10 protein-coding genes and 1 pseudogene are annotated in these 16,737 nt (G+C 39.3%); all 11 read right to left on the reverse strand.

Features of this window, described 5'->3' with window-relative positions; all coding sequences use genetic code 11:
- Positions 1–63: 63 nt before the first annotated feature.
- Positions 64–192 (reverse strand): annotated as a pseudogene (locus C3945_RS07560) (GDP-mannose 4,6-dehydratase); the annotation flags it as partial.
- A 13-nt stretch (positions 193–205) separates the two neighbouring features.
- On the reverse strand, positions 206–1,099 hold the full coding sequence (locus tag C3945_RS07565) for a hypothetical protein (RefSeq protein ID WP_161879094.1): 894 nt from the start codon (positions 1,097–1,099) through the stop codon (positions 206–208).
- 627 nt (positions 1,100–1,726) lie between these two features.
- A complete protein-coding gene (locus tag C3945_RS07570; protein ID WP_161879095.1) occupies positions 1,727–5,356 on the reverse strand; it encodes an SIR2 family NAD-dependent protein deacylase in 3,630 nt (1,209 codons plus the stop codon).
- 160 nt (positions 5,357–5,516) lie between these two features.
- The gene (locus C3945_RS07575) at positions 5,517–6,572 is read right to left on the reverse strand and encodes a DNA cytosine methyltransferase (protein WP_237585512.1); all 1,056 of its coding nucleotides are present in this window, start codon (positions 6,570–6,572) and stop codon (positions 5,517–5,519) included.
- A 228-nt stretch (positions 6,573–6,800) separates the two neighbouring features.
- Positions 6,801–7,034, reverse strand: coding sequence for a single-stranded DNA-binding protein (locus tag C3945_RS07580; protein WP_161879097.1), 234 nt, complete (start codon positions 7,032–7,034; stop codon positions 6,801–6,803).
- Between the two features lie 115 nt (positions 7,035–7,149).
- The gene (locus tag C3945_RS07585; protein ID WP_161879098.1) at positions 7,150–11,001 is read right to left on the reverse strand and encodes a recombinase family protein; all 3,852 of its coding nucleotides are present in this window, start codon (positions 10,999–11,001) and stop codon (positions 7,150–7,152) included.
- Between the two features lie 130 nt (positions 11,002–11,131).
- Complete coding sequence (locus C3945_RS07590; RefSeq protein ID WP_161879099.1) at positions 11,132–12,847, reverse strand: recombinase family protein; 1,716 nt, start codon at positions 12,845–12,847, stop codon at positions 11,132–11,134.
- A complete protein-coding gene (locus C3945_RS07595; RefSeq protein ID WP_161879100.1) occupies positions 12,834–14,447 on the reverse strand; it encodes a recombinase family protein in 1,614 nt (537 codons plus the stop codon). Before C3945_RS07595 ends, C3945_RS07590 begins: the two co-directional genes overlap by 14 nt.
- Before the next feature lie 324 nt (positions 14,448–14,771).
- Positions 14,772–15,752 carry an N-acetylmuramoyl-L-alanine amidase gene (locus tag C3945_RS11965; RefSeq protein ID WP_161879101.1) on the reverse strand — a complete coding sequence of 327 codons (981 nt, stop codon included), beginning with the start codon at positions 15,750–15,752 and terminating at the stop codon, positions 14,772–14,774.
- Between the two features lie 54 nt (positions 15,753–15,806).
- Positions 15,807–15,983 (reverse strand): hypothetical protein, encoded by a 177-nt coding sequence (locus C3945_RS07605; RefSeq protein WP_161879102.1) that lies wholly within the window; start codon positions 15,981–15,983, stop codon positions 15,807–15,809.
- A gap of 288 nt (positions 15,984–16,271) precedes the next feature.
- Positions 16,272–16,688 carry a phage holin family protein gene (locus C3945_RS07610; protein ID WP_161879103.1) on the reverse strand — a complete coding sequence of 139 codons (417 nt, stop codon included), beginning with the start codon at positions 16,686–16,688 and terminating at the stop codon, positions 16,272–16,274.
- Positions 16,689–16,737: the final 49 nt, after the last annotated feature.

Genomic DNA, 16,737 nt, shown 5'->3' on the forward strand with positions numbered 1-16,737 from the left:
GGCTGGCAAGCCTTTTTTGTTTGTTCAAGCTTCTAAGATTTTCGTTGCAATACTATCTACTTTTATATTGCCATAAACATATGTAAGGGCATCAATGTTGATAATCTTATATTCTGGATGCTTTTCAAGCATTAACTTCACAAAATTACTTCCAATAAATCCTGCTCCACCTGTTACTAAAATAGTCTTCATTTCTCTAATCCTCCTAAGCTTTTATAAGGGTTTTAATATTGCCAATGGTATTAATTATGTCTTTTCTCTTAATTATTAAATAACATAGATATGAACCTGTAAAGATAAGTGTAGTTAACCACGAATTAATAAACCATCCTGAAAGAATAAATATTAATGTTAGTGATAATTCTAAAATAATATCCTTTACTACAGCTATCTTAAGTTCATTTGCCAAGTAATATTCTGCTACAAAAGATCTTAAGGAAAGCAAAACAACAATATTCAATATTGTAAAATCCAAACTTCTAAATACTAAAGTTGTCACCAATGTTAAAAATAGACTCAAAATCATGGTAATAATATTCACTTTCAACATCATTTGTTCTTTTCTCAAAGTCTTAAGATATGGGTTAATTAATAAAGCCATTTTACCTTCATAAATAAATATTGGAAATAGCAATGCCATATACTTTAAACTATCAGCGTACTGCGGTAACCAAGCAGACACAAAAGATTTTATCGGATAATACAACATCAACAAACCTAGAAGAATCATCATTAAAAAATCTCTCATATTTGTATAAATATTAATCCTTTTTTCTTGATTAGTCCTTCTGAGTATTGGAAACATAATTATCCCAACAGCGTTTATAAATACCATTGTCATATTTGAAACACTTAATGTTAAAGAGATTTTCCCGAAAGTTGAAACATCCCAAGTCCTCTCAATACCAAACTTCACAATACCAATTATCAAAATGCTTGCAATGTTAGCAAACATTAGCTTTATTCCAGCGCTGATATTTTTTGTTGTCTCATTCAAATTCAGTTGAAAATCACTGAACCTATTTATCACAATATCTTTGCAGAGATAACTGGCATAAATCAAAGAAATTAGTTTTCCAATTAAATCCGCTATAATCATTAATTTGTATTCTCTTATGCCAATTGTAACTAATATCGTAATAATTATAATATATATAACTCTATCTATGATAGTTGCTTGCGCATATTCTTTGATCCTATTGGTGGCTTGGAGAATGTAGTATAGCATGTATCTAGTATTCACAATGATTAATGCTATTCCGACCATTCTGATAATAAAATATCTATCACCAATAGTAATAAACAATTTAGATAAAATCCATATCACTATTCCAATGAGCAATTGAAATAATAACAACATCAGAAACTGTGAAAACAGCAGTTTCTTGTCTAATTCATTGTAATCTTCGCCTCCATACCGTAGATATCGCCTTGATTCTCGATTGATGAACAGAGGAACAACAACCTTTATGTTTGTCAAGTAAAATCCCTAATTTCGCTGGATTTTTCGCTGTTTTCTTCATTTTTGGCAATAAAAAAGGCCCATCACAGCGTGATGAGCGAAATCTAAAACGTTTTATTATAACTCTATTGAGGCTAAAATAGTTGATATTCTCAAAAATACTTATCATCTATTTTCAAAACAGGGCAAAAAACGGCCTTTTTTTGAAGTAAATAGACCCCTCATTTCTATAAAATATCAAAGTCAAAGACGCAATTTAACCTTCTACTTGGATAGAATATTTTCCCACATATATCTAACTTCTTTTAGTTTTGCCTGACTAAGTTCTTCTATAATACTCACAAATTTATCTGAAATGCTAATTCCATCTCGAATCAAACTATCGTAGTATCTTCTTGCCAGCATTGATAAACTGTAGATGCTCTCTATTAGATCCCTATCTGATTCATTAAGTGAGAGATCTAACTTATCAAGATTTTCTCGAAAAGCTTCAATAATAATGTTTCTGTAAGTTTCTATTGTAAGTAACGGATGATCGATTAAAAATATCAGTTGATAGATCACAGAGCTGCTTCTGCCAGCTTCAAAATACTTTAGTGAATTTATCACATCAACGAGGTGGCTTGACACTTTTACATTGCTAATAGAATTAGCTTCAAGCATTAATAGTATATCTAGTGAATTCATGACTTGTCTAAGTTCATCCCTTGAACCGACTATTATCCGATTCATTAAATGCTTAATATCTCTCTCAGTTAAATCCCCTGCAATAACTTTGTCCGTTAATTCTAATGAAATTGTGGAGATACCAATCTCATTGAGTAATTTTATCACATTGTTGACTGCCGCCTTCACATCATCCGTGTACACATTGGAAAAATGAGCTTGAGCCGAAAGCATAGCAATAAAATCGCCCAACATGACAAATCTCTTTTCACCTTCCTCACCCATTCCAAATAGGCTCATTTTATAGTTGAGTACACTTTTCTCATTATCGATATATTCATAGATATATTTTACTGTGTTGAGGAAGTATTCGGGTTCCCATGATAATCCTAGGTTACTTGCACTCTTGTTACCGAAAGCAGAAACCCTTCTAAACAACTGTATATATTCATTTACGCTACTTTCAGTAGAATTATTTTTGGCAATTACCCCACCATTTACAGAACGGTTAAAGGTCGGGCTTTTAAGATAGTTGTAGTATAACTCATTAAATTCAATATCATTAGGATGCGGTAAGTCTTCCCACCCCCACACGTACAAGAAGTTACCTTCCGGAAAGCCATTCCCTTTAATCTGCTCCCAAAGCGCCTGTGCTATTCTTGATTCAAACTCTCTATAGTTAGAATAATCTTTAATAAGTACAGCTTTAGCAATACCTCTATTTCTGATTTCCTCGTTCTTTGATTTTAATTCAATTATTACCTTATAGTATATTGCATCTGCTAAAATAGGGGATTCTATCTTTGCCTTAGTTCCTGCGAATGTTGCCAAAAATTCTATTGGAAAGGATTCAGATTCTAATAATGTATAGAAGTAGTGGGAAAAAACCTTCGAGTTTATCGAATGCTTTAACTTATTGAAAAACTCATTTAAATCCATAGAATCAATGTCATCTGCCTCATTTCTAAGTTCAACCATTTTATCAATTAATTTGATTATCCTTCCATCATCTATAGCAATTGAAAATCTCGACAACACATCGAAGATTGTTTTTTGTGAAATGATCTTCCGTTCGCTTCTAAACCTTCTTGTTGAAGGAAATACCTCGGATAGTTTGCTTAATTGATCAAACATTTCTTCAACCCATTTTGTTTCTGCTGAAATAATACGTTCTCTGGTTAAAAACGAATTAATGATTTTTGAATCATTCGAGCGAATTATTGCTGACCATTTCCATGTAGGAATCTGGCTTGTAGGTATTATTTCCTTAAGTGCAAGGGCCAAAATGTCATTATGATCACTAAAGGTATTTGGTAGACAGAGCAGATCTTGAAACATTATATATTTTAATGGGTTTGATACGGCATTTTGCTCTTTTCTGGTTGCCGTTCCGTAAGTTACCTTGTATGTGCCTGGGTTGAATCCTGGGATTTCTCCCCGTGATTCAGTGTGGGCTAATAACAATGAATTACTAACCTCATTCTTGATCTGATTATATATATTTCTAACGTTATAGGCATTTAAATTGTATTCTTTATCCGAGAAACTGTCGTCAATTTTCTCACCTAGCCCATTAATCAATGATCTTGCACATAGGTTTAAAAACCCTCTCAATGACGCAGTTTTATTCTCAGAATATTTTTTCTGGGATAATAGGGCTGATGCTTGTCTTAACAGAGCTTTCCCTTTTTCGTCCTCACCTATTTGCTTGTATAAAAATACTTTTTTCAACTGTATGTCCAGAGCTACATGTTGATCAATTTTTTCTACTGCTTTAGCCGCTTCAACATAGTCAAATTCTGAAATGAGAAACTTGCATTTCTCTACTTGAAGTTCTTCCTTTGTGTAACCATCGAGTTCTGAAGTCACATTCTCGACTCTAGTCAGCAAAGCTTTGTAATCTTCATTCCTTCCATCTATCCGGTACATTTCCAATAGATAGAGAGCCACCTCTGACCAGGACGAAACAAGAGCTTTTTCGGTTTTCAATTCTTCTTCAGGTATTACGTCTAGAAGTATTTGTATCTTCTTAGCTTCAGGATCTTCTAATATTATGTATCCCCGTCTTAACGAATACACCATCTTCGATAATAAACTTATCTGTGATTTAGAGGGTTCCAGTTTCAGAAAGGCTGATAAATGGTGCTTTAAAGACTCTGTAAATCCACTGGCTTCATGATCATTCGGAAAAGCCAAGTATCCATTTGTCTTTTCTTTCATTCTAGTTAGGTATTCATCCATTACTTCGAAGTATTCATCATCGATGGTCTTATGGAAATCAAAACTACGTGCTTTAAATTTATAAGGATCCGATTCAAATATTTTGCCCTTTTCCTTTCCATAATTTATCAACTTGTCCAAGAAAGCATCTAAGGCTTCCCGATGCCCTACTTCTCCTTTAAACATATCACCTAAATCCACAACGGTAATGTTCTGGCTTTCAAGCGTCATTCTCTCTGCAGCACTCATATTTTGAAATAAGCCTACCAGGTAAATAGTAGGACAGTTCTCGCCCATATTGTCTCTGAGCCAACCAAGCCAACTTAAAAAGTTTGGATCATCGCCAGAGAAACCGATTAAACATAATTGAGTTTCAAGCATGGCCTGCTGTACTGTATTTACCAGTGGTGCGAACTGAACCGGGTACGTACGATAGTCCTCTTCACAAATAATATAGTGTTTGGCACTGTCAACACTACCGTGAAGTTTAATGATTCTTGGATGAGTGCTTCCAGGCAAATCATTTTGACTGGTGAGGATCTTATAGTTAAACTTTACATTTATCTTATCGATGGTTCTTTCCAGAAGAGTATCATAATTGGTAGTGAACACATCTCTCCAGTTCAATGATAGCAATTTTTTATGCAGATCTCCTGGGATGTATATGTCATCATTGATACTCGCTTCAATGAATTTATTCAACTTGTTTCGTCCAAAAACCGATTTGTATTCCTCGGCCAGTTTCAACACGTTTTTACCCGAGGTCTTCCTGATCTTTTGGATTTCCCATCTTTTTATTTCTGCTTCATCTTCTGGTTTCTGATACAAAGCTTCAAACATCGACACAGCAAGTTCTTCCCAGTTTGGTGCGGATGTTTCATCGTCAACCACATCTGCATTCTTCGAAAATCCCGCCCCAACCATGACTGATGCAGCGCCGTTTAAAGCAGGATCATGTATTCTCTTAGCAATATCTTCAATATATGAGTAAACCAATGAACCGTTCAAAAAATCGCCCCTTTCCAGTTAATGATTCTTCCTGTATTTGGTTTGACTACATTTTATCATATGGACCATACATGGACCACTTAACTTCATAGTAATTTTAAGCATACAAAAAAGCCCCCGCCCTGCATTACAAGTGGAGGCTTCGAATTGTATATAAAATTTATTCCTCAATAAAACTAAGAACCGTCTTAGCTACTGCACTTGCAAGTTTGCAAGGCACTGCGTTTCCTATTTGTTTATAAACTGAGGTCTTTGGTCCATGGAAAATGTAGTCTTTTGGGAAGCTTTGTATTGCCGCTGCTTCCTTTGTTGAAATTCTTCGTAATCTTGATGGTGCTTCCTTGTATTCTGCAATTTCTGGATTCTCCATCAGTTGGGCATGATAATCCACTACCCAGTCATGTTCATCAGGGTTTCTAAGAAGTACTTCGTCAATGATTGGCGTCTTGTTTCCCCCCATTGATGCAGGCAGGGTATTGGCGGTATCATCAATGTTGATTGGTCTTCCCATGCCGTTAAACATCATTCCCGCATATGGAGACTTTCTCATAACCGGTTTCTGAGCTAATGTTATCTTTGCACTGCAGGTGATAGGATTATCTTCCGACCCTATTTCACCAAGCTCTAGAATAGTCTCTCTGACTGTTTTAGGTTTTTCCGTATACTCTTTTAGGCGTTCCATCAGCATTTCATGTGTCAGCTCTTTATCCTTTATTCCAATAAAGAATACTCTTTCTCGCTTTTGAGGGACTCCAAAATCTGCGGAGTTTAAAATCACGTATTCACATGAATAACCGAGATCCTGTGCCTGCTTTACGATCTCAGTTCTGACGTCTTCCCATTTTGTAAGTTTTCCAAGCGCTTTAACATTCTCCATGACAAAGGCTTTAGGACGTACAATCTCTACAGCCTTCATGTACTCCCAGATGAGTTTGCTTCGCTCATCATTTGGATCCATCTTGCCCGCCACCGAGAAGCCTTGGCAAGGAGGCCCGCCGAAGAGAACATCTACACCTTTATAGTCATTCAGCTCATGGATCACTTCTTTAATGTCTTGATTTCTTAATATGGTATTAGGATTATTCTCTTCAAAAGTCCTGGCAGCATCCTTATCGATTTCATTGGCCCAAAGCACGTCAATGCCTGCAGCCTTAAAACCGACATCCATCCCACCTGCACCCGTAAAAAGAGAAACGCCTTTATATGGTTTCTTCACAGGTTCATTTCCTCCTAGGATTATATTTCTCATTAGACAAATTTGTTTTTCTCAATCGGTCAATATGTTATCATGATTTTCCATTATATTAAAGATAATTTCAATGAATCAATACTGTTCCTTTGATCAATGATGCTAATCAAACGACTGTGAATCTTCTCATCGGTTAGCCGATGCACTTATAATTCATTGGAGGGAGCTATCTTCCTCTCCCTCCGCGCTCACATGTTATTTCTTTCTGTAGACTTGTTGATTTGCATTGTTTTTGTCCAGTAAAATGATATCGCCATTTTGCAGATAGGGATTTTGTGTTGGTTCACAGAAGAACCGCCCCAAGTTTCGCCGCTCATTCAAGTCAAATCTTTTCCACTCATAACCTTTAAAGAGATCTTTGACCAAGAACTCTTCACCTGGATTCAGTTTTTGAATTTCTCCGAGTGCAGTTTGCAATAATGTGGACATAATTCTTACCTTCTTTCATCGAACATAGGTTTCATCATTGTTTACAGTTATGTTAACATATTTGTAGGTTTGAGTCAATCAAAAATCTATGAGAAGAAGTACAAAATAGTTTCCTTTAGGATTTCCCTTTCTGCCACTTGTATTTGTTCTGAAACATGTTCTGTCCAGGGATCAAGACAAGTTTTCCAGCTTCACATAGTGGGATTATGAACCTGTTATTAAATTGGTTCCGATTTTCAAGTTTCAGATGGTCAAATATCTCTTTGGGCTTTCTTGGCACTTTGCAGTAGGCTTTTATTTTCTTAACCTCTTTCGAGTTTAGAAGCTCTTCCATCTTGGTTTCTTTTATTGCTTCCTCCAGCTCTTCTGTGTAATCTTCATTTGAATAATAAATCCAAAACTCAAAGTCATCTGCAAATCGGTATTTAATATTACCCTTCTTATCCATCATGGCACTTAACACATGCTCTTCAAAGAGCGCCTCAGGAAAATAGTCATTTACTTCGATGTCTATCAATGTATATTTATTTGTCTTCTCCTTGATGCTAAAAAGGCTGTCACCCTTTTCAATCCTAGGTTTCATGTTGTGATACTGTTTTACATTAAGGATCTTCATTTTCTTGCTGGCTTCTACGAGGCGGCTCAGTCTGTTTTCCTCATCCTTCTTTTTCTCAATGCGATTAATATACTCGGTGTGCTGATTTCTCAGGTCAATAATTTGGTTTGTTAGGTTATTGATCAGTGTGGTATCCTTTCCCCTTTCGGATACTTGCAAATCAACCGCCTTATAGAGTTCTTCATTCATTTCCTTGATTTCTTTCTCCAAGTTCTGCATATGTGTCTTTTCATCAACTGAAAGTTCAAGGCTCTCAAGATAGTCATTCATCCACTTTATGAACCGTTTGCTTTCATGCAGTTTGCAGATTGTTTTATGGAAATTATAGTCCAGGTAGTACCCTAGTACCGACTCCTTCACCTTACAGGTGGATCCACTAATTTTACTCGAATTTCTGCACCGCCAAAGACCTCCATGTTTAGTTCCATCCCCTTCCCCATATCTGGCTACCAGGTGCCCACACTCCTTACATATGAGTTTCTTATAGTAACAAGGACGGCCTGCAGTTCCATCTTTGTTCTTCTTGATATAGTCTTTCCTGCGGTTTTCCTCCATAAGCTCTTGAACACGTTCGAAGAGTTCCTTTTCAATAATCGCTTCATGGTGCTCCTCAATGTAATATTTAGGAAGCAATCCATCGTTCTTCTTTATGCCTTGATCCGATAATAATTTGGGTGATACATATTTCTGGTACTCGTAATCCCCGATGTATTTCTCATTCTCCAGGATTATTTTGATGGTATTGTAGTGCCAGCGGTCATTTCCTTTTTTGGTTTTTATCCGCTTCTTTCTCAAATAATCCATGATTTCATAAATGGTTTTACCTTCAGCGTACATTTCAAACAGAAGTCTGACCACCGTTGCTTCTTCCTCTACAATGTGCCACACACGATTTTTATCGATATGGTAGCCATAGATATCTGTTGCTCTATTTACCGTTCCACGCTGTGCTAGTCTTTGCATGCCCCAACTGATACTGTTTGACAGGGAGAGCACCTCTTCTTCTGCAACGGTTGCCATCAAGGACAATATCAGCCTGGAGTTGGGATCATTGCTTTTAAGTCCTTCTTTTTCAAAATAGCAGATGCAAGGTTTTTCAAGTTCATTCAAATCTTTCAGGGTATCTAATACATCCACTACGTTGCGGCCAAATCTGGATACCGATTTGGTGAGAATCATATCAATCTTACCAGACTTTGCATCCTTGATCATTCGGTTAAAGTCGTCTCTTCGCTCTTTGTTGGTTCCTGAAATCCCTTCATCCGCATAGATTCCTGCAAATTCCCACGAGGGATTGGAGAGGATTTTATAATTGTAATATGCCAGCTGCGTTTGAAAGGAAAGTTGCTGCTCATCCATAAGTGATGACACTCTGCAATAGGCCGCCACTCGGAGTTTCTTCTTTTCCTCACCCTGAAGCTTGCTCATTCTATTTCGAAGGATGCTGTTTTTCAGGTCGTCCAAATCCTTTATAGTAAGTCCGTCTTCAAGTTTAACCACATCAGGCATACTGAAACTTGTGGGTGGTGAACCATATGAAGTCATGTCACGTTTTTTTTGTAAAGTAGGCACTGTCTCTTCTCCTTTCCTCTTAATGCTTTGTATACTCACACTCTCCTTCTTTGATATCTCTATTAATGGTGTTCTGTTGCTAGTAGGAGCCAGATCATTTTGGCTTACAATCTTCTTTTCTCGCTCCGCTTTCTTTTTAGAGAAGGCTTCGCTAATTCTCGATATCTCCTCTTCGCCTATGATTGTTTGAGTCTCGTCAATCCAATCCACGGAAAATGCCTTGTTTGAGAAAACAGTGAATGATAAAATCCAAGCTCTCACTCGCTCAATTGTCATGCTCTCTATAAACATCTTTAAGTCTGTAGCTGTTTTCAGCCAATCCAATGCTTCTTCACGGTATTTCCTGTCCTCTTCTATTCTATTAGCCTTCTCTTCGAAGACTTTATAAGCTTCTCGCAATTCATCTACCGTCTCATCCTGCGCCCTTATGGTTGCAATCTCTATCTCTGTGAAGAATTTCAGTCGGTGAAACTCAAAATTATCATTTTGATTGATTCGCTTAAGCATCTTCTCAAGCTCCCTCAACACGATTAAAAAGTCATTGTTCAGCTCCGCTTCACTGCGTTCTTTGGGATCATGAACTTTAAACCTTATTTTCTCTCGCTCTTTCTGCACCTCAAGCTTTACTCCGAGCATCCGAGAGAAGATTGCCTGAAGCCCCATCTCCATCGGTTCATATCTTTTTAAGTTGACCGCATCACACAAATCCGAAGATATAATAGCATCTGCACACCAATAACTGTAGATCCCTTTCATTAGGATGCTCTTCCCGCAACGACCACAAACCATTCTCGAGCGAAGGGGGTTCTCCATTTTCTTCTTTTTAGCTCTCCTAGGCTTTGTGATGGATTGTACTCTCATCTGGGCCTTATCAAAGGTTTCTTGTGCAATGATTTGGGGATGACTGTCCAAAATCAGGAAGGACTCTCCATTACTTTCACTCTCGATATATTTTCCGGTCAATAGATCCTTTCTCTTTTTCGACGATTGTTTATTCCCTGTATAAGAAAAGTTCTTTATGATGTTTCCGATTTTTCCTGAAGACCAGTTCTCATTCCCTTTCTTTGTTCTTATTCCTTTTTTAATCATTTCACCGGCAATATCAGTATAGCTTTGACCTTTAATGAACTGATCAAATACCCACCGTACCACCTTGGCTTCCTCTTCATGAATCACTAATTCAGATCCTGTATCAGACTGCACCAGATTATATCCATATGGTTCATTAAAATGCGGCAAGCCCTCATTGATTTTCTTCCTATAGGACATTTTAATACTGTTGGATAGACTTTCGATGTACTCCTGTGCCATGGCGGCATGGGTCTCAACCACCAAAGAGCTGACCCCTTTTGAGATTTCTGCACCTTCACGCTCAAAATAAAGGGTCGTACCTGTATCCTTAAGCTCCTGAATGACTTCAAGGAACTCCTGTGTGTTTCTTGAAAACCTGGCGATGCTCTTTGTCAGAATCAAGTCGATTTTTTCTTCCTTGGCATGTCTGAGCATCCTCATAAACCCAGGACGATGTCTTATAGTGCCACCGGAAATGCCGTCATCCATATACACGCCAACGAATTTCCAGTTTGGTTTGTTGTAGATGTAGTTACTGTAATAGCTGACCTGGTTCTCCAGTGAGTTGATATTTTCCTTCCCGCTGCTTACTCTGCAGTAAGCGGCTACTCGTATCCCTTCCTTGTTGCTATTAAGTGGCGATTGGTGCATTTCATCCAGAGGATCCCACAGCGTATGGACCCACATGGCCTTATCTTTTTCATTCAATTAAAAAACTCCTTTCCCTTATAAAGATTGGCTTGTCGGTATGTTCCCTCTGTATGAAACATATTGCAAGTACAATCTCCTTAGGTTAAGGAGTTTCTTCTATATTTACTCTTTTATTCTGCTTCTGGATTTATTCCTGTTTGTTGTCTATCTTGGTCAAGTCGGTTATATCCAGTGACTCAATTGGTTTCTTGCCTCGCTTCCAGCCTTGTGTTTTTCGACTGACGCCACATTTAAAGATGAATTCCAATCCGTAATCTTTATGAAGAATGCCCCGCTCCACTATCTTCTTGAACATCTCTGCATCAAACGTTTCAAAGTCATCCAGTCTCTTGAGATAACCCAGTAGCAATTCAAGATTCTCTGTTAGTTTAATGCTCTCATCCTTGTTTCTCATGAGCATTTCCTGTTCCTGCTGATAGATTTGAACTTCATAGATAAGGTTTCTTAAGGCGGCATCATAGATCGAATCGTTTGTCACATTTTCCCGCATGCTCATATCACTGATCTGGTCACTGATGCGGTCTATGATTTCTTCAAGTTCCTCCAGTCGTTCATTTTCTTCCTTGGTCAGGCTGACCTCTCTGATGGCTTTCTCACCGTCTATTTTTATCTGGTCCAGCTCCTTTGTCATGCGAAGGAGCATCTGATTGTAGGCGCCCTCGATGACTTCTTCCCACATGTACTTCTCGTTGCATTCGATGTCACACTTAACGCGCTGGGATGCAGTTCTGCAGTGCCACACAGTAAACTTGTAAGGCTTACCGTTCTTCCTGGAAGTCATGCGCCTTCTGTTAACGGGCATGCCACAGTGGCCACAAAAGAGCATATTTGAAAATGGCGCTCGGTTGCTGTAACAGCTTCTGTAATTCCCGTCTGGATCATGGAGCATTTTTCTGCGTCTATCCAGCTCCTTTTGAGCAGCATTCCAGTCTGCTTCTGATACGATTGGTGGGTGGTGGTTTCGGATGAAATACTGTGGTTTATGATTTTTGTTCCTTACCCTTTTATGGCTGAGTGGATCCAGGGTGACTGACTTCTGACAAAGGGCGTGGCCACAGTACTTTTCATTCTTGATGATTTTGTAGACCGCATCACTGGTCCACTTGGTGTTGCCCCTTGCCGTCTTTTCCTTGTCTCTGGTGAGTTCCTTGGCGATGATCGGTGTTCCCTTCCCATTGAGGAAGTCTCTAAAAATTCTTCTGACCGTCTTGGCTTGGGCTTCGTCAATAATCAGATTACCTTCTTCATCTTCATCGTAACCCAGGAAATAGGTGGTGGGGATGTGGGGGATCCCTTGAGAAAAGCGTTTTGTAACACCCCAGCTTACGTTGGCACTGATGGTTCTACTCTCCTCTTCCATTACCGAAGCAATGACCACCAGGATGGTTTCAGACTGGCTGTCCAAGGTGTTGATCCCCTCTTTGTCGAAGATGATGCCCACTGGTTTGTCCAGATTCTTAAGCATCCTGACATAGGTCAGACAGTCCAATGTATTTCTGGCAAATCGACTGATGGATTTTGTGATGATGTAATCAAATTTGCCTTCTTTGGCATCCTTAATCATTTCATTGAATCCTGTTCGGTATCTGGTGTTGGTTCCTGTCACCCCCTCATCGCTGTAGACTCTGTAGAGTTCCCAGTCTGGCTTTCGGTTGATGTACTCTTCAAAATATGAAACCTGAAGCCTATAACTGGACTGCTGATCCTCTTCCAGTGTGGAGACTCTGGCATATGCCGCCACACGTACTTTCTTCTCTTCTCCATCTTCCCCTCTTGGGACATTCATATTGGCAGGTATGACTCTTACTCTTGGATTCATAGGTGCATTTCTATTTTGTGTCATCGTATAGCCCTCCCTTCAGCTGTCCAACAACCATTTCACTTCCGTCAATCCATTTGATGGTAAATAAATAAGGTGACTCCACAGTTATGTGAATCACCCAGGCTCTTATGAAAGCAGTATCCATTAGTTGATTGATGGCTTTATCTGAACCCTTCAGGGTTTTTAGCTTATTCAGTGAAGCCTCTCTAAAGGCGTGATCCTTGTCAAACGCCTCCCAAAGCTTAGCCTTTTCATTGATTCTTGCCTCTATTTCCATTCTTTGTTTTCGGATATCTTCTGTATCCTCGTTTTTTATAATCGCCCGATTCTCAGCGATCAGACATTTCTCGAGTTCCACCCTCAACAGGTTTTGTTCTCGTTCTCTGACTGCTTCTGCACTGGATAGTTCCTTCATCAGATGCTTAATGAGAAGACCGTCATTGGTTCTGTTGTCAATGCTATACCTTCTTTCAAAGCCCTCAATGAGGAGCTTGTCAATCTTCGCTTCTTCAATAGGGAGTGCTTTGCATAAGAGCTTGCTTTTAATATTGGATGAACATCTCCAGCGTGTTTTTCTTGTCTGCATACCATAGCGGTGATAGTTCTTTCCGCAGCTCGAGCAGATGATTCTGCTTGACATAGGCGTTCTTTTAACGGTTCCTCTTTCTGTTTCCGTTTTATTTCTATTCATAATATTCTGAACCGCATCGAAATCTTCCTTAGAAATGATGCCTTCGTGGTGATCCTCCACATAGTACTGTGGTTTTTGACCTGTATTCACAACCTTTTTATGTGATCTGAAATCCAAGGTATAGGTTTTTCTGCTCAGCACATCCCCCGTGTATCTTTCGTTGGTAAGCATGCTGGCAATATTACCGCCATCCCAGTCTATCTCTCCAGAACGTTTTCTGTAGCCCCTTCTTATAAAGTGAGTGGAGATATCCTTCAGCCCATAACCCGTCAAATAGAGGTCATAAGCTTCTCTTACGATTCTCGCTTCCCTTTCGACAATTTCCCACTCCTTGTTTTTGTTGATCTGGTAACCAAAGAGTTGTCCTACCACTACCTCACCCCTTTCAAACCGTTTGTTCAAGGCCCATTCTATGTTCTCTGAGGTATTTTTACTTTCTTCCTCGGCAAAGGTAGCAAGAATCTTGATCAGCAGCGAACTAGTCATATCCTTGGTATTAAGCCTCTCCTTCTCAAAAATCACCTGGACGTTCTTTTCTGTCAGCTGTCTTACTATATCCATGGTATCCACGACATTCCTTGCAAACCTTGAGATGGATTTGCAGATGATAATGTCAATGTCTCCGTTCAGGGCATTTCGAATCAGGCGGTTAAAGCCCGTCCTTTTGGACATATCCGTTCCAGACTTTCCCTTGTCTGAATAAACCCCTGCGTAAATCCACTCTGGCTTTGACCGGATGTAGTTCGTATAATGGATGATCTGGTTTTCCAGTGACCCAAGCTGAAGCTCCTCTTCCGTGCTCACCCTACAGTAGGCGGCCACCCTCGGTTCTTTGGTGACGCCTGTGGGTTTCATGGCTGTAAATCTCGTTGTTGTGTGCATATTGAATCCCTGGTCTTGAACAGGGATCTCCTGGACATTTGGTTGCATCCTTTCTTCCTCCTTTCTTTTCATCCTTGGATTCGCATCATGTTGCGTAATTGTCTTAATCCAAAGAATAAAAATAAAAATCCTCAAAGCCTTAGAAACACTTGGCTTTCAAAGCTTTTCGGTCATTACATATATCACTCTAAACCGAGTATTTATCCAGTACTATCTGGCTGAAACAGGATAAAAAACAAGAGAGCCAATGCCTTCGCATCAACTCTCCAGTTCCCTGTTTCCATCAGGGTTTTAATACATTTTGATGGTGCTATCTGCACCCGTTTTACACATAACTTTAAAAGAGAACTCATACCTAAACTCCATCGCTTCCTATTCGAATTTCATGTAAGCATCAAACCCTGCCTTTTTCAGTTTAGTCATCAGCGCATCTGCATTATTTTTATTTTCAAAGGTTCCTACCTGAACTCGGTAAAGCTTCTTACCCTCGGATGTTCCTGTATCTGCCTTTACACCCTTACTGATCAGATTAATGAAGTCCTTATCGACCCAGGTCATAATCCCATCACTGTCTTCCCAATTACTCTTATTTATTTTCTTGCCAAGAAGCACACAGGTCTTGCCGCCTTTTACCACAGGCTTCCCAACAGATTGGGTTTGGGTAATCAGATGGTAACTTCCCTTTACCCAGGACGGGATTGCAGGCCCTCCTGGATAATACAGACCGGCAGACGCTTTGATTTCAACGATATCTCCCACTTCAAAATCCCCATCGTCCCCAGTAGAAGACTCACTCACCAGTGCCTTTCTTACAGCAGTTCTAAAGGTGTCCATGCTCTCTCCGTGCTTGGGGAACCAATGCCCGACATCGGAGTGGTTAGAAGCAATCCCCTTCTTGTTACCTTCCGCATGACTGATGATGTCTTTTTCTGTAAGTCCGTATTGTCTGCAAAGATGGACACAAAGATCAACGGCATTCTTAAAGGCAGCTCTAAAGTAGGCTTCATGCTTCTTCACATCGTAACCGACCATGGTAGAACCCCCTGAATAAGAAAACCCACCCGGTTCACAAATCTCAAAACCGATGTGGGTATTATTCGCATCTCCTCCAGCATGCCAGCCTCTGTGGTTCCATGGGAGGTACTGCCAGACTTCTTTATCGTCTAAGAAGGCATGGACACAGACCTGGCGATTGATTTCACCCGCCTTGTAGGATTTGTTCCATCGACTAAACCAACCCGCCGCCATGACTCCTGGCGTGGCCGTTGAGTGAACCATGATCCCTTTGGGCGCAATCTTTCTACCAGCTGTATAACAATCATTTCTTGTCATAAATTTTGTTTTGATTTCCATTTATATTCTCCTCCAAAATGAAAACGCCACAGGTGTTAACCCATGACGCTTCTTTTAACATTCATAATCCTGTTCCATTAAATCTCTTTCATCCAAGTCCCTCACTTCAATTTCTTTTCCGCAACTTGGACATCTACCGTAATAGTCCCTGAATGTCAATGTCCCCTCAAGGTGCATCCTATACTCACGCATGATCACTGTTTTACCACAGGTACATCTGGTCTTTGTCATCTTCATCCCCTCCAAAAGCATTATACGAAGGAGATGACATCTTATTCAGCTAATCCAATTTTTCTTCATCGAAAATCTGATCACTGTTTTCGTGCCAGAAGAAATCTAGCGTTTTCTTGCAGCTCGGACATTCCTCTTGATAGTTCCTTATCACCATTTTGTCACTCTTGAGTACTTTGTAATTGATGACACACAGTGGTTCTTTGCAATAACTACAACTTATAAATACCATTTGAACACCTCCATAACTTACATATGCAGAAAATGTTCAAATGGCAAAATAATTTATTACTTTCTTTCGGCTTTATCTCCACCATCCTTTAGTTGTTCTAATACATCGCGAAGCTTTTCTGGAATAGGTAGTCCCAGTCTTGTAGCATTTTCAATGATACTGATTCCTTCATTTGACAGATAAAAGAAAATCACTGCCGTTCTGAGAATACCTCCATCACCAATGATATTCTGATCAATGATGTGTGCTACACCTACTAAAGAGAAAATCACCACTTTCTTAAAAATACCTCTTGCACCAACGTCACTGGATAAATGCTTCTCAACAATACCGCACATGACGCCAAGGAGATAATCCAAGACAACAAAGGCAATCAGAGCATATAAAAAACCATCGTAACCTCCTAAAAGCCACCCCAACCAGCCACCAGTACCAGCAATAACCATTTGTGTATATGTCCATATTTCTTTCATCAGTTTCCCTCGCTTTCATTTTTGTGTATAAAAAAACACCCTAATCAAA

Origin of the sequence: Alkalibacterium sp. MB6 (genome assembly GCF_009935905.1) — a bacterium.
GTDB lineage: Bacteria > Bacillota > Bacilli > Lactobacillales > Carnobacteriaceae_A > Alkalibacterium.